The organism is Devosia sp. T2-14, from assembly GCF_055397495.1.
Genome location: NZ_AP027921.1, coordinates 1,098,987 through 1,115,948, shown reverse-complemented (window position 1 = coordinate 1,115,948; position 16,962 = coordinate 1,098,987). Strand labels below are relative to the sequence as shown.

At 64.2% G+C, this 16,962-nt stretch carries 17 protein-coding genes; 8 read left to right on the top strand and 9 right to left on the bottom strand.

What is annotated here, in order from left to right:
* The first annotated feature begins 2 nt into the window (after positions 1-2).
* From ACZ5WT_RS05460 to ACZ5WT_RS05425, 8 genes are all read left to right on the top strand, one after another.
* Positions 3-644: a nicotinate-nucleotide adenylyltransferase gene (locus ACZ5WT_RS05460; protein ID WP_464286367.1), complete on the top strand. Its 642-nt coding sequence runs from the start codon at positions 3-5 to the stop codon at positions 642-644.
* Positions 645-820: 176 nt separating this feature from the next.
* The gene (gene rsfS / locus ACZ5WT_RS05455; protein WP_464286366.1) at positions 821-1,213 is read left to right on the top strand and encodes a ribosome silencing factor; all 393 of its coding nucleotides are present in this window, start codon (positions 821-823) and stop codon (positions 1,211-1,213) included.
* A gap of 9 nt (positions 1,214-1,222) precedes the next feature.
* Positions 1,223-1,705, top strand: coding sequence for a 23S rRNA (pseudouridine(1915)-N(3))-methyltransferase RlmH (rlmH, locus tag ACZ5WT_RS05450; protein ID WP_464286365.1), 483 nt, complete (start codon positions 1,223-1,225; stop codon positions 1,703-1,705).
* A gap of 120 nt (positions 1,706-1,825) precedes the next feature.
* Positions 1,826-3,205, top strand: a complete 1,380-nt coding sequence (locus ACZ5WT_RS05445; RefSeq protein WP_464286364.1) for a murein hydrolase activator EnvC family protein — start codon at positions 1,826-1,828, stop codon at positions 3,203-3,205.
* A 7-nt stretch (positions 3,206-3,212) separates the two neighbouring features.
* Positions 3,213-4,634 carry a S41 family peptidase gene (locus ACZ5WT_RS05440; RefSeq protein ID WP_464286363.1) on the top strand — a complete coding sequence of 474 codons (1,422 nt, stop codon included), beginning with the start codon at positions 3,213-3,215 and terminating at the stop codon, positions 4,632-4,634.
* A 97-nt stretch (positions 4,635-4,731) separates the two neighbouring features.
* Positions 4,732-5,856 carry a divergent polysaccharide deacetylase family protein gene (locus ACZ5WT_RS05435; RefSeq protein ID WP_464286362.1) on the top strand — a complete coding sequence of 375 codons (1,125 nt, stop codon included), beginning with the start codon at positions 4,732-4,734 and terminating at the stop codon, positions 5,854-5,856.
* 10 nt (positions 5,857-5,866) lie between these two features.
* The gene (locus ACZ5WT_RS05430) at positions 5,867-6,403 is read left to right on the top strand and encodes an RNA pyrophosphohydrolase (RefSeq protein WP_464286361.1); all 537 of its coding nucleotides are present in this window, start codon (positions 5,867-5,869) and stop codon (positions 6,401-6,403) included.
* A 5-nt stretch (positions 6,404-6,408) separates the two neighbouring features.
* On the top strand, positions 6,409-7,095 hold the full coding sequence (locus ACZ5WT_RS05425) for an aspartate/glutamate racemase family protein (RefSeq protein WP_464286360.1): 687 nt from the start codon (positions 6,409-6,411) through the stop codon (positions 7,093-7,095).
* 90 nt (positions 7,096-7,185) lie between these two features.
* Here the strand turns inward: ACZ5WT_RS05425 and ACZ5WT_RS05420 are convergent, their stop codons facing one another.
* From ACZ5WT_RS05420 to ACZ5WT_RS05380, 9 genes are all read right to left on the bottom strand, one after another.
* Positions 7,186-7,611, bottom strand: coding sequence for a F0F1 ATP synthase subunit epsilon (locus tag ACZ5WT_RS05420; RefSeq protein WP_464286359.1), 426 nt, complete (start codon positions 7,609-7,611; stop codon positions 7,186-7,188).
* Positions 7,612-7,669: 58 nt separating this feature from the next.
* Entirely contained in the window at positions 7,670-9,106 is a 1,437-nt protein-coding gene (gene atpD, locus ACZ5WT_RS05415) for a F0F1 ATP synthase subunit beta (protein WP_464286358.1), read from the bottom strand.
* A gap of 24 nt (positions 9,107-9,130) precedes the next feature.
* Entirely contained in the window at positions 9,131-10,018 is an 888-nt protein-coding gene (locus tag ACZ5WT_RS05410) for a F0F1 ATP synthase subunit gamma (RefSeq protein WP_464286357.1), read from the bottom strand.
* A gap of 84 nt (positions 10,019-10,102) precedes the next feature.
* On the bottom strand, positions 10,103-11,638 hold the full coding sequence (gene atpA / locus ACZ5WT_RS05405; RefSeq protein ID WP_464286356.1) for a F0F1 ATP synthase subunit alpha: 1,536 nt from the start codon (positions 11,636-11,638) through the stop codon (positions 10,103-10,105).
* Positions 11,639-12,181, bottom strand: coding sequence for a F0F1 ATP synthase subunit delta (locus tag ACZ5WT_RS05400; RefSeq protein ID WP_464286355.1), 543 nt, complete (start codon positions 12,179-12,181; stop codon positions 11,639-11,641). It lies immediately after the preceding gene.
* 309 nt (positions 12,182-12,490) lie between these two features.
* Positions 12,491-14,659 carry a primosomal protein N' gene (locus ACZ5WT_RS05395; RefSeq protein ID WP_464286354.1) on the bottom strand — a complete coding sequence of 723 codons (2,169 nt, stop codon included), beginning with the start codon at positions 14,657-14,659 and terminating at the stop codon, positions 12,491-12,493.
* Positions 14,660-14,730: 71 nt separating this feature from the next.
* Entirely contained in the window at positions 14,731-15,405 is a 675-nt protein-coding gene (locus tag ACZ5WT_RS05390) for a L,D-transpeptidase (RefSeq protein WP_464286353.1), read from the bottom strand.
* A gap of 62 nt (positions 15,406-15,467) precedes the next feature.
* A complete protein-coding gene (locus tag ACZ5WT_RS05385) occupies positions 15,468-15,779 on the bottom strand; it encodes a hypothetical protein (protein ID WP_464286352.1) in 312 nt (103 codons plus the stop codon).
* 153 nt (positions 15,780-15,932) lie between these two features.
* Complete coding sequence (locus ACZ5WT_RS05380; protein WP_464286351.1) at positions 15,933-16,919, bottom strand: omptin family outer membrane protease; 987 nt, start codon at positions 16,917-16,919, stop codon at positions 15,933-15,935.
* Positions 16,920-16,962 lie beyond the last annotated feature (43 nt).

The following is a 16,962-nucleotide window of genomic DNA, read 5'->3' as shown; positions in this document are numbered from 1 at the left end:
CGTTGACCCTCCGCCAGCCCCTCCGCATCCCCGGGATTACCGAGCTGCCGCCTTCCGGGACGGGGATGCGCATCGGGCTGTTCGGCGGGAGCTTCAATCCCATTCATGACGGGCATCGCCTCGTCGTGGAGGAAACGTTGCGGCGCCTGCAGCTTGACGCTATCTGGCTGATGGTGACCCCCGGCAATCCGCTGAAAAATCACAACGACCTGGCCCCGCTCGCAGATCGGGTGGCTGCCGCGCGCTGCCTGCTCAACCATCCCAAGGTGCGGGTCACCGGATTCGAGGCGGCGCATGGCTTCACCTATTCCTGGCAGACCATCCGGTTCCTGACCGAGGCCATGCCGGACCGGCGCTTCGTGTGGATCATGGGCGCCGACAATCTCGTCGATTTCCATCGCTGGGAGCGCTGGCGCGATATCGCCGCCATGGTGCCGATGGCGATCTATGTGCGGCCCGGCTCGGGGCGACGGGCGCCGGTGTCGCTGGCGGCGAGCGCGCTGGGGCCGTGGCGGATCGATGAGGACGATGCGCCGCGGCTTGCCATGCTGCCGCCACCGGCCTGGGTCTATCTGCATGGCCGCCAGTCGCCGCTGTCTTCCTCGGCAATCCGGGCAAGGCGGCAACACGTTTCGTCAATATGAGTCGCAATCTTGCGAAAAGCCTAGTAAACGCGCATATTAGAACGTGTGATTTTAGTCACCTGAACAGGAACTGATTGCTTGCCGTTTGCAAAGACGCCTGCACATTCCGATCAACAACCAAGGATGCTGACCCAACGCATGACCCATGCACTGTCATGGGCGGAAGGCCATTGCTGATGGCCGCGCTGCCCGAGAACACCATTCCCACGCCACAGGCCAACCAGGCCGTGCCCGAGCGTCCCATGATCGATGTCATCATCAACTGCCTTGACGATGCCAAGGCCGAGGACATCGTTGCGGTCGATATCACTGGCAAGTCGTCGCTGGCCGATCACATGGTCGTCGCCTCCGGCAGGAGCCAGCGCCATGTCGGTGCCGTGGCCGATCAGCTGATCAACGCCTTGCGCGACGCCGGATTCGGCAAGCCGCGCGTCGAAGGCCTGCCCCATTGCGATTGGGTGCTGGTCGATGCCGGCGACGTCATCGTGCACGTCTTCCGTCCCGAAGTGCGCGAGTTCTACAATATCGAAAAGATGTGGCAGGCTGACTTCGCCGCCGACGCCCACTAGTCCTTTTCGATGCGCATCACGATTGCGGCCGTCGGCCGAATGAAGGCCGGGCCGGAGCGGGAGTTGGTCGCCCGCTATCTTGATCGTGCCGTCGGCGGTGGCAAACCGCTGGCGCTGACCGGTTTCGACGTCATCGACTTCAACGAGTCGCGCGCCTCTTCTGCGGCCAGCCGCAAGGCCGACGAGGCCAAGGCGCTGCGCGCCTCGCTGCCCGACGGCATCGTCGTCGCGCTCGATGAGCGCGGCAAGTCCATCGGCTCGGAAGCCTTTGCCAAGCTGCTTGGCCGCTGGCGCGATGACGGCCGGCCGGCTGCCAGCTTCGTTATCGGCGGGGCCGATGGGCTGGAACCCGAATTCGTCGCAAAGGCCGACCTGGTGCTGAGCTTTTCGCCCATGGTCTGGCCGCACCAGCTGGTGCGCATCATGCTCGCCGAACAGCTCTATCGCACCACCACGATCCTGTCCGGCCACCCCTATCACCGGGGCGATTGAGCCAGCCGGCATGGAGCAGCCGATCACGCTATGGTTAAGCAACGTTAACCTGCGGTTTGCGGGCGTGTTGCTATGGTGCGTCGATTGATTCGGGCGCGGCGCGCCGCTGCGGGAGACGTCATGGCTGGTGGGCCGGGCAAGAGACTGGGTTTGTTGCTGGCTGGCGTGGTGCTGGCGGGCAGTGCAACCCTGCCGCTGCTGGCCCAGAGCGAGACGATTCCGCCTGCCGCCATAGCCCCGGCGGAAGCAGCGCCCGCCGAAAGTGTCCCGGCCGAAGTCGCTCCCGTTGAAGAACCGGCAACTGTCTCGCCACCGACGGTTGACGACCTCAAGGCCATCGAATCCTCGATCACGCTGAGCCAGGAGCGCATTGATGCGCTCAAGGCCGAACTGGCGGAACTGGAGGGCGACCAGACCCGACAGAACGCCGCGCTGATTGCCGCTGCCCAGCGGGTCAAGATGGCCGAGATCGAGGTTGCCGATGTCGAGGAGCGCCTTTCGGCACTGATCGTGTCCGAGATGGAAGTGCGCGGGCGGCTGGACGGTTCCAAGGCCGAGATCGCCAATGTGCTGGCGGCGCTGGAACGCATTTCGCTCAATCCGCCGCCGCCCTTGATCGTTGATCCCGATGACGCGCTGGGTTCGGCGCGCAGCGCCATCCTGATCGCGGCCATCGTGCCGCAATTGCGCGCCAAGGCCGACCTGGTCACCGCCGATCTCAAGGCGCTGACCGACATCAAGGCGCAGGCGCTGGCCGAGGAAGCCACGCTCAAGGCAAACTATTCGGTGCTCGAGGAAGAGCAGCTGCGCATCGCCACGCTGATTGCGGCGCGCAAGCAGGGCATTGATGTGCGCAGCAGTGAATTGGCTGCCGAAGAGAGCGAGGCCATGGCGCTGGCCGCGCGGGCCAGCTCCCTCAAGGAACTCATTGGCAGCCTCTCCGAGCGCGCCGGCAATGTGGCGACGCCGTCGGCCAACGGGCCGCTCGACCCCAATGTGCCGGTGCTGACGACCGCCGAGATCCAGACCGCCTTTGCCAACAACGCCCGCACCGAGCCCGCCATTCCATTTGCGGCGGCGCGGGGCTGGCTGACCCTGCCGGCCAATGGCGTCAATGTGGTGGATTTCGGCACCAGCGACGGCTTTGGCGGCATTAGTCACGGCATTTCGCTGGTGACGCGGGCCGAGGCCCAGGTGGTGGCTCCGGCCGATGGCTGGGTGCTCTACAAGGGCCCCTACCTCAATTACGGCCAAATCGTCATCCTCAATACGGGAGAGAGCTACACCGCGCTCCTGGCCGGGCTTGAAACCGTGACCGTCGATATTGGCCAGTTCGTCCAGATGGGCATGCCACTCGGCAGCATGGGTTCACGCACAATTGGGCGCTCGGTTACCACCAATGCTGGCGCCGCCCAGCCGACCCTCTATATTGAATTGCGACAGAACAACGAGCCCGTCGATCCAACCGGTTGGTGGGCCAACCTGACACAGAGTGGATAGTACCCTCATGCGCCTGACCTCCCTTCGCACGCTCGCCATTGCCCTGGCGCTGTCGTTGCCTGCCGGTAGCCTGATCGCCCAGGAGCCCGCACCGGCTCCGGCTCAAAACGAGGCGCCGCCGGTCGATCTGGCACCCGGTGGTGAAAAGCCGGAACCGACCGCCGAGGAGAATGCCGCGGCGCCGCGTGACCCGCTGGAAATCTATGCCGACCTCAATCTGTTCGGCGAGATCTTCGACCGCATCCGCGCCGAATATGTCGATCCGCCCGATGAGCAGGAACTGATCCGTGCCGCCATCCAGGGCATGCTGACCTCGCTCGACCCGCATTCGGGCTACCTGCCGCCCACCGACTACGACGAAACGCGCGAAGATATTTCGGGCGAATTTGGCGGCTTGGGCATCGAGGTCACCATGGAAGACGGCGTGGTCAAGGTGGTGTCGCCGATCGACGAGACCCCGGCGGCGCGCGCCGGCATCATGGCCAATGACTTCATCGTCGAGATCGACGGCGTGCCGGTGCAGGGCCAGAGCCTTGACGATGCCGTGTCCAAGATGCGTGGGCCGATCGGCACCAGCACCAAGATCACCGTCGTGCGCGAGGGGGTCAGCGAGCCGCTCGAGTTCGAACTGACCCGTGCCGTCATCGCGGTGCGTGCCGTGCGCTGGACGATGGAAGGCGGCGAGGAAGAGGGCAAGGGCGACGTCGCCCTGGTGCGTCTCAGCCGCTTCTCCGAACAGGCCTATGTCGGCCTCGAAAAGGCGATCAAGGACATTTACGCAGCGCGCGATGGCGTGGCGCCCACGGGCATCATTCTCGACCTGCGCAACAACCCCGGTGGTCTGGTCGACCAGTCGGTCTATGTGGCCGATGCCTTCCTCAAGCAGGGTGCCGTCGTGTTGACGCGTGGCCGTCTGCCCGAGGAAAGCGCCCGCTATGACGCCCAGCCCGACCCGATCGACGCCCAGCTGGCCGACGTGCCGCTGGTCGTGCTGATCAATGGCGGCTCGGCCTCGGCCTCGGAAATTGTCGCCGGCGCCCTGCAGGACCACAAGCGGGCGACCCTGGTCGGTACCCGGTCCTTCGGCAAGGGCAGCGTGCAGTCGATCATTTCGCTCGGCCCCGATGGCGCCATGCGGCTCACCACGGCGCGGTACTACACCCCGGACAACCGCTCGATCCAGGCGCTGGGCATCACGCCCGACATCGAGATCAAGCAGGTGGTTCCCGAGGAGTTCAAGGGCCGCGACGAGATCATCGGCGAAGCCGGTCTTGCTGGCCACATCACCATTGAAGGCCAGGAAGAAACCAGCGTCGGCTCGTCGGTCTATGTGCCGGTGGACAAGGCCGAGGATACCCAGCTGCAGTACGCCATTCGCCTGATCAAGGGCGAGGAGACCAACGCGGCCTTCCCGCCCAAGGCGGAATAACGGGTCGGCTGACCTCTGTGCTAATAAATTGAAGGGGGCGGGGCCGCTGATTCGCTGCCGCGCCCCCTTTGCCATGTGCCATTCGGGATACTGAATCATGGTCGATGACCTGACCACGCCACTGACCGGGCGCAAGCGCAAGCCCGGTGCGCGCACGCATCTGCCCGTTGCGCGGACGCTGTTTGCCGTGCTGGCCCTGATCGGGACCGCCTTCGCGCTGCGTCTGGCGCTGACCGACGATCCCAATGGCGGCCGGCCAAGCCATGAAGTGGCCATCACGTCAAATCAGAGCGGCAATGCAATCGCCAATGCCGTCAGCACGGGCCCCGTGACCATCACCGCCGATCCCCAGCAGTTCCCCGCTGGCGGCTCCGTGCAGAGCGTGCCTGCCGGTACCAGTGATGCGAAGTCGATCGCCGGCCTGCCCGACGTGTTCGGCGCGCTGCCCGATCTCAGCGAAGAAACCGGGCAGGGCACCATTCCGCGCATGTCGGCCACCGGGCTCACCCCATTCGCCGCCTATTCGCGGCCGACCGATCCCGCCAGCGTTGATGGCAAGGCCCAGATCGCCATCGTGGTCACCGGGCTGGGCATTAACGAGCAGGGCTCGCTTGAGGCCATCGACCAACTGCCCGAGGATATCACCCTGGCCTTCGCGCCCTATGGCAAGACGCTGGCCAATACGGTGGCAACGGCGCGCCGCGGCGGCCATGAAGTGCTCCTGGAAATCCCGCTCGAACCTTTCGACTTCCCGCAGAACGATCCCGGTCCCCAGACCCTTCTCACCGGCGATACGCCGCGCGCCAATATCGACAAGCTGTTCTGGCTGATGTCGCGCTTTGGCGGCTATGCCGGCGTCATCAACAATATGGGCGCGCGCTTTACCGCTTCGGCCGCCGATTTCTCGCCCATCATGGAAGAGTTGGGCACGCGCGGCCTGGGCTATCTTGATGATGGCTCGTCCAACCGCTCCGTCGCCGGCCAGCTTGCCAGCGGCAACAAGGTGCCGTTCTCTCGCGCCGACCTGATGATCGACATCAATCCCTCCCGGTCTTCCATTCTCGAAGCGCTTGCCAGCCTTGAGGCAAAAGCGTTGGAGAAAGGCCATGCAATCGGTATTGTCAGCGCTCTGCCCATATCGATCGTGGCCATCACGGAGTGGTCGCAGGAGCTGGCGTCCAGGGGCATTGTGCTGGTGCCGGCCAGCGCCCTGATGAAATAGAGTTTTGCCGATGACTGTCCATCCCGACCGAGAATCCCTGCCCTATCGCGACTGCGTTGGCGTCGCCGTTTTCAATCGTGCCGGTGAGGTGCTGATCGGTCGGCGCAGGCTCGAAGACGATCCCGAGACCAGCGCCAAGCTCGGCGCGCCGTGGCAGATGCCGCAGGGCGGCATCGACAAGGGCGAGGACCCGCTCAAGGCGGCGTTGCGCGAATTGCACGAAGAGACCAGCATCACCAGCGTGAGCCTTTTGGCCGAGGCGCCGGAATGGATCTATTACGACCTGCCCGATGACTCCCTCGGCATTGCGCTGCACGGCCGCTACCGCGGTCAGCGCCAGCGCTGGTTTGCCTTTGCCTTTACTGGCGATGACAGCGAGATCAATGTCACCGCGCCCGGGGGCGGCAAGTTCCCGGCCGAGTTCGACGAATGGCGCTGGGAAAAGCTCAGCCGCACGCCCTCGCTGATCGTTCCGTTCAAAAAACAGGCCTATGACAAGGTGGCGGCGGCCTTTGCCGAGCTGCCGCAGCGCTTCGCGGCGGCCTGATTGCCATGAAGACTATCGGGCTGATCGGCGGCATGAGCTGGGAATCGACGGCTCACTACTATCGCGTCATCAACCAGGAGGTCGCAGCGCGGTTGGGCGGGTTGCATTCGGCCGAGATCATCATCCACTCGGTGGATTTCGCTCCCATTGCGGCGATGCAGTCGGCGGGTGACTGGGATGGGGCAGGGCGCGCCCTGGCGGCTATTGCGGCGCGTCTGGAGGCCTCTGGGGCCGAAGTCATTGGTTTGGCGACCAACACCATGCATATCGTCGCCGATCAGCTCACGGCTGCGCTCAGCGTGCCTTTCGTCCATATTGCCGAGCCGACCAGCGCCGCCTTGCTGGCCGATGGCTTTCAAATTGTCGGTTTGCTCGGAACGCGTTTCACCATGGAGATGGGTTTCTACCGCGACCGACTGGCTGCCAGCGGCCTGACGGCGCTGATTCCCGAGGTCGATCGCACCAATCTCAACGGCATCATCTATGAAGAATTGTGCCGGGGCATCGTTACCGAAGCGTCGCGCCGCATCTATGTGACGGCCATAGAGCGTCTGGCGGCGCGGGGTGCCGAAGCGGTGATCCTGGGTTGCACCGAGATCGGCATGCTGATCGACGATTCCATCAGCCCGCTGCCTGTCTATGACACGACGGATCTGCACGCCAAGGCGCTGGTCTCTGCCGCGCTGGCCTGATCCCTGCGACGCTCCACATCGTTGGCGCAACGAAAAAAACCCCGCTGGCAGCACCAGCGGGGTTTGTCATTTTCGCGATACGCGTGCGTCTTAGTGGACGTGGCCGCCGTTGATCTGGCCGGCTTCGATGGCCAGGTTGAGCAGGGCGCTGACGACCTGCTGGGCGTAGGACTTGTCCTCTGGGGTCGGCGCGGTTTCCAGCTCGGCTTCGGCCGCCTTGATCTGGGCAGCCAGGTCAGCGTGGTCGAACTCGGCGAATGGAACGGAATGCTCGGCCAGAATGGTCAGGCCATCCGGGGATACGTCGGCAAAGCCGCCCTTCACGAAGAAGATCTCGTCCTTGCCGCCCGATCCGTTGACGGTGATGAAGCCTGGGCGCAGCGTCGTCATGAACGGCGCATGGTCGTCCATCACGGTGAAGTAGCCTTCGCTGCCCGGAACGGTGACCGCGGTCACGACTTCCGACAGCACCAGACGCTCCGGCGACACGATCTCGATCTTGAGGCCATCAGCCATGTTTTTGGTCCCTTAGCGGAAGGTGGGGCTCGCCGCGTACGGCAAGCCCGAGGGGCAATTAAGCGGCGGCAGCCAGCTTCTGGGCCTTCTTGACGGCATCTTCGATGGTGCCGACCATGTAGAAAGCGGCTTCTGGCAGGTGGTCGTACTCGCCGTTCACCAGGCCCTTGAAGCCCTTGATGGTGTCTTCGAGCTGCACGAACACGCCGGGCGAACCGGTGAACACTTCAGCCACGTCGAACGGCTGGCTCATGAAGCGCTCAACCTTACGGGCGCGGGCCACGATCAGCTTGTCCTCTTCGGAAAGCTCGTCCATGCCCAGGATGGCGATGATGTCCTGCAGGGCCTTGTACTTCTGCAGCACTTCCTGCACGCGGCGAGCCACGTCGTAGTGATCCTGGCCAACAACGTTCGCGTCGAGAATACGCGAGTTCGATGCCAGCGGGTCCACTGCCGGGTAGATGCCCTTTTCCGAGATCGCGCGGTTCAGCACGGTCACGGCGTCGAAGTGAGCGAACGAAGTCGCTGGGGCCGGGTCGGTCAAGTCGTCGGCGGGCACGTAAACGGCCTGCACCGAGGTGATCGAACCCTTGTTGGTGGTGGTGATGCGTTCCTGCATCGCGCCCATGTCGGTCGCCAGCGTCGGCTGATAGCCCACGGCCGACGGGATACGGCCCAGCAGTGCCGACATTTCGGCGCCAGCCTGGGTAAAGCGGAAGATGTTGTCCACGAAGAACAGCACGTCCTGGCCCTGGTCGCGGAAGTTCTCAGCGACGGTCAGGCCGGTCAGTGCCACGCGAGCGCGTGCACCAGGGGGCTCGTTCATCTGGCCGAACACCAGGGCGCACTTGGAACCGGCGGCCGAGCCACCGTTCGCTGCGGGATCCTTGTTCACGCCCGATTCGATCATTTCGTGATACAGGTCGTTGCCTTCGCGGGTGCGTTCACCCACGCCAGCGAACACCGAGTAACCACCGTGCGCCTTGGCGACGTTGTTGATCAGTTCCTGGATCAGAACGGTCTTGCCCACGCCGGCGCCGCCCATCAGGCCGATCTTGCCGCCGCGTGCATAAGGAGCGATCAGGTCCACGACCTTGATGCCGGTGACCAGAACCTGGCTTTCCGGGTTCTGCTCGGCGAAAGCGGGAGCTTCCTGGTGGATTTCGCGCTTGGCTTCGCCCGAGATCGGGCCAGCTTCGTCGATCGGCTCGCCGATCACGTTCATGATGCGGCCCAGGGTCGCTTCACCGACGGGAACCGAGATGGCGCCGCCCAGATCGATCACTTCGGCGCCGCGCACGAGGCCTTCGGTGGTGTCCATGGCGATGGCGCGCACGGCATTTTCACCGAGGTGCTGCGCCACTTCCAGCACCAGGCGCTGGCCATTGTTGGTGGTTTCGAGAGCGTTCAGGATCGCGGGCAGGTGGCCGTCGAACGTGACGTCCACGACGGCACCGATGACCTGCGATACGCGACCGGCCTTTTTCTCTGCCATTTGTTTCGTCCTTCGCTGGATTGCTTAGAGCGCTTCCGCGCCCGAAATGATTTCGATGAGTTCTTTGGTGATCTGGGCCTGGCGCTGGCGGTTGTAGCTCAGCTGCAGCTGACCGATCATTTCGCCGGCGTTCCGGGTCGCATTGTCCATTGCGGACATCTGCGCACCATAGAACGAGGCGCTGTTTTCGAGCAGGGCCTTGAGGATCTGTACCGAGATGTTGCGCGGCAGCAGGTCTTCCACGATGGCTTCTTCGCTCGGCTCGTACTCATAGGGCACGGCTGCGGCAGCGACTTCGCCTTCACCAGCCGGCTTTTCGAGCTTGGCCGGGATGAGCTGCTGGGCAGTCGGAACCTGGCTGATCACGGAGCCGAACTTGGCGAAATAGAGGGTCGCCACGTCAAATTCACCGGCCTCGAACATGGCCAGCACCTTGGCCGCGACCTGCTCGGCCTGGGCGAACCCGACCTGCTTGACTTCGCGGAAGTTGAAGGTGTCGACGATCAGGTCCGGATACTGGCGGCGCAGGATGTCGTGGCCCTTGCGGCCCACGGTCAGCAGCTTCACCGTCTTGCCCTGGCTGATCAGCTTGGCAGCATGATCACGCGCCAGGCGGGCGATCGAGGAGTTGAAGCCACCGGCCAGACCACGCTCGCCGGTCGCAACGACCAGCAGGTGAACCTGATCCTTGCCCGTGCCGCCGAGCAGCGCCGGAGCATTTTCCTGGCCATCATAGACAGCGCCGAGAGCCGCAAGGACCTTGCCCATGCGTTCGGCATAGGGGCGAGCCGCCTGTGCCGCATCCTGGGCACGACGCAGCTTGGCCGCCGCGACCATCTGCATGGCCTTGGTGATCTTCTGGGTCGATTTGACCGAATCGATACGGTTTTTGAGGTCCTTTAGCGACGGCATGTGCCTATCGTCTCCTTGAGGGCCTTAGCGCACGACCGACAGCGAGTGTGCAACACCAACTGCCGGCCACGTGCCAAACCTGAATTAAGCCGCGTAGGTCTTCTTGATATCGTCGAGAGCCGCCTTGAGCTTGGCGCGCGTGTCGTCGCTCAGAGCCTTCTCGGTGGCGATGGTCTTGAGGATATCGGCATACTTGCCACGCAGGGCGGAGAGCACGGTCTTCTCGAAGTCCGCAACCTTGTTGACGGGCAGGCTGTCGAGATAGCCCTGGCCGCCGGCGAAGATCACCGCAACCTGTTCTTCGCTCTTGAGCGGGGAGAACTGGGGCTGCTTCAGCAGTTCGGTCAGGCGCGCACCGCGGTTCAGCAGGCGCTGGGTCGAGGCGTCGAGGTCCGAACCGAACTGGGCGAAAGCCGCCATTTCGCGGTACTGGCTGAGCTCACCCTTGAGCGAGCCGGCAACCTGCTTCATCGCCTTGATCTGCGCCGAACCACCCACGCGGGACACCGACAGACCGACGTTCACGGCCGGACGGATACCCTGGAAGAACAGGTTGGTTTCGAGGAAGATCTGGCCGTCGGTGATCGAAATCACGTTGGTCGGGATATAGGCCGACACGTCGTTGGCCTGGGTCTCGATCACGGGCAGTGCAGTCAGCGAACCCAGACCGTGGTCTTCGTTCATCTTTGCAGCGCGCTCGAGCAGGCGGGAGTGCAGGTAGAACACGTCGCCGGGGTAAGCTTCGCGGCCCGGCGGACGGCGCAGCAGCAGCGACATCTGACGGTAGGCAACGGCCTGCTTGGTCAGATCGTCATAGGCGATCACGGCATGCATGCCGTTGTCGCGGAAGAATTCACCAATGGCGCAGCCGGTGAACGGCGCGATGTACTGGAGCGGTGCCGGGTCCGAAGCGGTTGCGGCGATCACGATCGAGTAGGGCAGTGCGCCCGATTCCTCGAGCTGCTTGACGAACTGTGCCACGGTCGAGCGCTTCTGGCCGACGGCGACATAGATGCAGAACAGCTTGTCGGTGTTGGACGCGTTGGCGTCGTGAGCCGGCTTCTGGTTGAGGAAGGTGTCGAGAATGATGGCCGACTTGCCGGTCTGGCGGTCGCCAATGATCAGCTCGCGCTGGCCACGGCCGATCGGGATCAGGGCGTCGATGGCCTTGAGGCCGGTCGACATCGGCTCGTGCACCGACTTGCGGGGCAGAATGCCGGGAGCCTTGACGTCGACGCGGCGGCGTTCGGTGTGAACGATCGGACCCTTGCCGTCGATCGGGTTACCCAGACCGTCGACAACGCGGCCCAGCAGGCCCATGCCGACCGGGGTGTCCACGATGGCGCCGGTGCGCTTGACGACGTCACCTTCCTTGATCGAACGGTCATTGCCGAAGATCACGATACCGACGTTGTCGGTTTCGAGGTTCAGGGCCATGCCCTTGATGCCGCCCGGGAACTCGACGAGCTCACCGGCCTGCACGTTGTCGAGGCCATAGACGCGAGCAATACCGTCACCGACGCTCAGCACCTGGCCGACTTCGGAAACCTGGGCTTCCTGGCCGAAATTCTTGATCTGGTCCTTGAGGATCGCAGAGATTTCCGCGGCTTTGATGTCCATTTATCCGACCTCTTTCATGGCGATCTTCATCGCGGTCAATTTCGTCTTGAGGGTAGAGTCGATCATCTGCGATCCGACCTTCACCTGAAGGCCACCGATCAGCGAGGGATCGACGAACTGGTTGAGCGTAACGGTCTTGCCGACCTTGGCCTTGAGGGCTTCGGCGAGGGCCTTGACCTGGTCGCCCGAGAGCGGCGCAGCCGAGGTCACGTCAGCGGTGACTTCGCCGCGGGCCTTGGCGGCCTGCTCGCGGAAGGCCACGATGATCGCGTCGAGCGCGAACAGGCGGCCATTCTTGGCGATCAGCTTGAGGAAATTTGCGACCAGCGGATTGGTGCTGGCCTTGGCCAGCAGCGCGTCGAGCGCTTTCGCCTTGTCGTCGCCGGAAATGATCGGCGAACGGAGGAAACGCGCAAAGTCAGCGCTTTCTCCGATGAGACGGGAAACGTCGGAAAGCGACGTCTCGACCGATGCCAGTTGATTTTCGCCCTCAGCGAGGTCGAACAGCGCCGACGCATATGGCCGTGCGATGTGGGTAAGCACTGAATTCTGCGCTGCCAATGCCGCTATACCCTCTTGGTTGCCTGTCCGCTTTGCCGCCGTATTTCTCTTGGAATACCGGGCGGGTGCCGACGCATGTTCTTGTCAGGAAAAAGGGGCGGTCCGGACACCCCTTCAAAGTCGCGCTCGCTCTAGCACAAGGCCCGCGCGACACGCAAGGCTTGGGGCTGCGATTCAATCGCGGCGAAAGTGTCGCAGGCCACCGTCGTCCAGCCGCCTGGCTAGGGCTTTGGGCCCTTATCCCCCGATTTGGCCGAAAGTGGCGGCCAGCCGGGCCTTTCGGCACATGGTTTACATAAAGCTGATGGGGTCGATATCGACCTGCACGCGCAGGTTGCCGGTGATCTTTTCGGCGGCGTTGAGCCAGAATCGCACATAGCCCGAGAGATCGAAATCCTTGCCCGATTGCGCCAGCAGGCGAATCCGGTGCCGGCCGCGCACCATGGCGACCGGGGCATCGGCGGGCCCGAACAGGCGCAGCCCCTCGGCCATCGGCGCTGCCGACAGCATCTTCTTGGCATAGTCCATGGCCACGGCATGTTCGTTGGCCGAGACGATGAGGGCCGCCAGCCGGCCGAAAGGAGGAAGGCCCCCCGCCTGCCGGGCTGCCAGTTCATGGGCGTAGAAGGCTTCGCGATCGCCCGAGACCATGGCTTTCATCACCGCATGGTCGGGGTGATAGGTCTGCAGGAAGGCCTTGCCGTTGCGCGAGGCGCGTCCGGCCCGGCCGGCCACCTGGGTCAGGATCTGGAAGGTCTTTTCAGCGGCGCGCGGATCGCCATGCGCCAGTCCCAGATCGGCATCGAGCACGCCCACCACCGAGAGCTTTTCGAAATGGTGGCCCTTGGAAACCAGCTGGGTGCCGATGATGAGGTCGAATTCCCCGCGCTCGATTTCTGAGAATCGCTCGCGCAGCTGGGCATTGCTGCCCATATCCGAGGACAGGATCACCCGGCGCGCATCGGGAAAGCGCGTGGCGGCCTCCTCGGCGATGCGCTCGATGCCGGGGCCGACCGCGGTGAGGCTATCGGTATCACCACAGGCACCGCAGGCCTTGGGCGTGCGTACTTCATGGCCGCAATGGTGGCACATCAATACGCCCCGGAAGCGATGCTCCACCATCCAGGCCGAGCAGTCGGGGCACTGATACTGATGGCCACAGGAGCGGCAGAGGGTCAGCGGGGCATAGCCGCGGCGGTTGAGGAACAGCAGGGCCTGTTCGCCCCGGTCGAGCGCGGCAAACACCTCGCGCGCCAGGGTGGGGGCGATCCATTCGCCTTTTTCCGGTCCGTCGATCCGCATGTCGATGGCGGTGACGTCGGGCATGGCGGCTTCGGCAAAGCGGGAGGTCAGCAGCACATGGGCGTAGCGGCCGGTATTGGCATTGTTGCGGGTTTCCACCGACGGCGTGGCCGAGGAGAGAATCACCCGCGCATTGGCCAGGTGCGCCCGCACCACCGCCATGTCGCGGGCATGATAGGTGATGCCATCGCTTTGCTTATAGGCGCCGTCATGTTCCTCATCGAGCACCAGCATGCCCAGTTCCCGGAAGGGCAGGAACAGGGCCGAGCGCGCCCCGACCACCGCCCGCACCGTGCCGTCGAGCACGCCGCGCCACACCTTGCCGCGCTGAACGGGCGTCATGTCGGAATGCCATTCGGCGGGCTTGGTGCCGAAGCGCTTGGTGAAGCGGGCGATGAAGGTGTTGGTCAGGGCGATTTCGGGCAGCAGGATCAGGGCCTGCCGCCCGGCGCGCAGCGTATCGGCCACGGCCTCGAAGAACACTTCGGTCTTGCCGCCGCCGGTAACCCCGTCCAGTAGCGCCACGCCAAACTGGTTGGCGTCGAGCGCCAGGATCTGGTTGAGCGCTTGCTGCTGGGCGTCCGAAAGGGTGGCGATGGCGCTGTCGGGATCGGGCGGCAGCACGACGGGCGGGGGCGCCATTTCCAGCCGCTCCACGGCCCCGGCGCGCTCCAGTCCTTCAATCACCGAGGGCGAAACTCCGGTGGTGCCGACCAGTGCAGTCTTGGGCCAGGCCATGCCGTCAAGCAGCGCATCGAGCACCCGCAGCCGGGCCGGGGTCAGCTTTTCGGGCTCGTGGCCGGTGCTGCGATAGGCGATGACGGGCTTGGGGGAATCGAGCGCTTCGCTGGAGCGCAGCACGGCCCGCAAGACCTGGCCGGGCGCCGAAAGCGTATAGCGGGCGACCCAGTCGACCAACTTGAGCAGTTCTTCGCTCAGCGGCGGCACGTCGTAGGCTTGGGCAATGTCGCGCAACCGATTATGCGCGACCATATCCTTGGGTGGGCCCCAGACGACGCCGAGCGTCAGTCGCGGGCCCAGCGGCACCGCGACGATGGAGCCACGTTCCACCTGCATGCCGGGCGGAATGCGGTAGCTGTAGGGGCCCTCGACGGCGACCCCTACCATGACGGCAACTATGTCTGGACGGTCCTGCATCTGTGCCCGTTCTGTTCGCATCCGAACATAGGGAGCGCAAGTGATTCTGCCAAAGCCCAGACGCCGGTCCGCTAGATGACCAGCAGGGGCGAACCGGTCTTGACCGCATCATGCAGGTGGATGATGTCCTGCTGCAGCAGGCGAACGCAGCCGCTCGACACGGCCTTGCCGATGGTGCGCTCGTCTGGATTGCCGTGGATGCGGTAGATGGTGTCGACATTGCCCTGGTGGATATAGAGCGTGCGGGCGCCGAGCGGGTTATCGATATTGGCTTCCATGCCATAGCGATAGGGCTCGAGCTCGGGCTGGCGGGCGATCATCTCGGCCGGCGGGGTCCAGCGCGGCCAGGACTTCTTGTAGGCAATGTGGGCGCGGCCCGACCAGGCATAGCCATCTCGGCCGATGCCGACGCCATAGCGCATGGCCATGCCATTCTGGCCGACATGGTAGAGGAAGCGGTTGGGTGTATCGACGACCACGGTGCCCGGCTTTTCGCCGGTCGGGTCGATGACCTCCTGGCGCCAGTAGATCGGGTCTATCAGCGACATGTCGGCGGCGCGCAGCGGGAAGGGCTCGGTCAGCACCGGGCCATACATCAGCTGCACTTCGGGCGGCACCGCATGACGGATCGGCGCGGGCGGCGTGGTGACGGCCGGGGTAGTGGTGGCGCAGCCGGCCAGGGCCAGCGCGGAAAGGCTTGCGGCGCCTGCCATGAACTGGCGGCGGCCGAGGGTAAGGGTGGTCATGTCAAAACTCTTGGATTCGGCCGGTTCGGCCGCAGGAACGGAAAGGGCGAAGGGAAGTGGACCTACGACCGCCGTGGCGGGGGCAGCTCGGCCTCCGCCATTGTGGTCGCAAATGCCCTTGCGACGTTCGACGGTGGCTGCAGCCGGGCTGGCGGATCGATGAAGGCGATTGGTGCCGCCATGACGCCCTGGTCGGGGTGGCAGGGCAGCACGCGCTTGCCGCCCAGTGTCTTGCAGCTGAATACCTTGGTTTGCGTAGCCGAGGAGACCTGCGTCTCCATCGGGGTCCAAACCGGCATGCGTGCGCCCATGCCAAGCGACACGCTCGGCGCACAAAGCGCCAAGAGGGCAAGGGTCAGGACGAAAAAGCGCATCAGCCGCATCATGGTTTCGCTCTAGCCTACCGACCCGTCACACGAAAGGCCGCTCACGGTCGCGTGTGCGCCGGAACGTCGACAGATCCGTCTTGTGGTGCACACAAGCCACAAAACCCCAGCAATTGCGGCAAAAACGGGGCAAATTCGCCATCAGAATCGGCCGCGCAGGCCTGCGGTGATCTCGGCGCTGCGCAAGCCGCCCGCCGCCACGTCGGCCAGAGTGTGGGTCTGGGCGCCGCTGGCAATGTTGTAATAGCGAGTATCGCCGCGCACTTCGAAAATGTGGTCATATCGGGCCGCCAGTGTCACTTCGGCATTCTTGCCGAGGGCGAAGCCGATATCGGCGCCCACGGTCACGGTCGGGGCAACATAAAGCTCATCGACGAAACGCAGGTTGCGCATCCAGTGATCGTCGGTCGCGACGGAGAGGAAGGTCAAACCGCCGCGCAGCAGGCCCCCGACGCGGAAATTACCGTAGGTTTCTTCGCCGTCCACGCCCAGAAACACTTCGGGCAGTTGCTGACGATAGGTAATGCCCGGCGTGCCCGCAGGCCACGATCCCACCTGGTCCCGGAAGCCGCCGCCGCTGCTATAGACGTAGGTGCCGCCATAGGCCGCCCACTGCACATCGGTGTATTTGAGGCCGCCATGCGCGCGGATCACCGCCTTGTCGTCGCGCACGAGCTCATAGCCGACCATGCCGGCGCCGGTGAAATAATGGTCGAGATTGGTATCGGGATGCTGGCTGCGGTGTGACCAGTTGGCGGTGGTGAAGTCGCCCTTGAGCCAGTCATAGTCTTCCATATAGCTGCTGGCGAAACCGGCAACGCTGCCTTCGCCCCGCAGGCTGAAGCCGTTGGGCAGGTTGACCGCGATGCTGCCGCGCAGCACTGGCGCCGTGCTCTGCCAGATCAGGTGGCTGAGCGCGTTGCTCCCATACATGACCTTTTCGCTGCCCTCGATGAAGATGGCGCCGATGCTGCCGTCGATCCGCACGGTCTCGTCGGGGCTGGCATAGTTGAAGTGGTCAAAGCTGCGGTCCCACATCTCCGGCGACTGGGCAAAGACGGGAACGGTCGTAAGCGTTGCCAATAGCAGACTTGCGCCCAGCATATGCGCGACCGTGCGTGTGTGCATGCCAATCTCCTGTGACGGATCCGACCATGCAGCCCCTGCAGTT

What these genes read in the sequence shown, in the direction of transcription:
- rsfS (WP_464286366.1), top strand. Translation starts at nt 821, where the DNA reads ATGGCCGCGCTGCCCGAGAACACCATTCCCACGCCACAGGCCAACCAG.
- rlmH (WP_464286365.1), top strand. Translation starts at nt 1,223, where the DNA reads ATGCGCATCACGATTGCGGCCGTCGGCCGAATGAAGGCCGGGCCGGAG.
- ACZ5WT_RS05445 (WP_464286364.1), top strand. Translation starts at nt 1,826, where the DNA reads ATGGCTGGTGGGCCGGGCAAGAGACTGGGTTTGTTGCTGGCTGGCGTG.
- ACZ5WT_RS05440 (WP_464286363.1), top strand. Translation starts at nt 3,213, where the DNA reads ATGCGCCTGACCTCCCTTCGCACGCTCGCCATTGCCCTGGCGCTGTCG.
- ACZ5WT_RS05435 (WP_464286362.1), top strand. Translation starts at nt 4,732, where the DNA reads ATGGTCGATGACCTGACCACGCCACTGACCGGGCGCAAGCGCAAGCCC.
- ACZ5WT_RS05430 (WP_464286361.1), top strand. Translation starts at nt 5,867, where the DNA reads ATGACTGTCCATCCCGACCGAGAATCCCTGCCCTATCGCGACTGCGTT.
- ACZ5WT_RS05425 (WP_464286360.1), top strand. Translation starts at nt 6,409, where the DNA reads ATGAAGACTATCGGGCTGATCGGCGGCATGAGCTGGGAATCGACGGCT.
- ACZ5WT_RS05420 (WP_464286359.1), bottom strand. Translation starts at nt 7,611, where the DNA reads ATGGCTGATGGCCTCAAGATCGAGATCGTGTCGCCGGAGCGTCTGGTG.
- atpD (WP_464286358.1), bottom strand. Translation starts at nt 9,106, where the DNA reads ATGGCAGAGAAAAAGGCCGGTCGCGTATCGCAGGTCATCGGTGCCGTC.
- ACZ5WT_RS05410 (WP_464286357.1), bottom strand. Translation starts at nt 10,018, where the DNA reads ATGCCGTCGCTAAAGGACCTCAAAAACCGTATCGATTCGGTCAAATCG.
- atpA (WP_464286356.1), bottom strand. Translation starts at nt 11,638, where the DNA reads ATGGACATCAAAGCCGCGGAAATCTCTGCGATCCTCAAGGACCAGATC.
- ACZ5WT_RS05395 (WP_464286354.1), bottom strand. Translation starts at nt 14,659, where the DNA reads ATGCAGGACCGTCCAGACATAGTTGCCGTCATGGTAGGGGTCGCCGTC.
- ACZ5WT_RS05390 (WP_464286353.1), bottom strand. Translation starts at nt 15,405, where the DNA reads ATGACCACCCTTACCCTCGGCCGCCGCCAGTTCATGGCAGGCGCCGCA.
- ACZ5WT_RS05385 (WP_464286352.1), bottom strand. Translation starts at nt 15,779, where the DNA reads ATGCGCTTTTTCGTCCTGACCCTTGCCCTCTTGGCGCTTTGTGCGCCG.
- ACZ5WT_RS05380 (WP_464286351.1), bottom strand. Translation starts at nt 16,919, where the DNA reads ATGCACACACGCACGGTCGCGCATATGCTGGGCGCAAGTCTGCTATTG.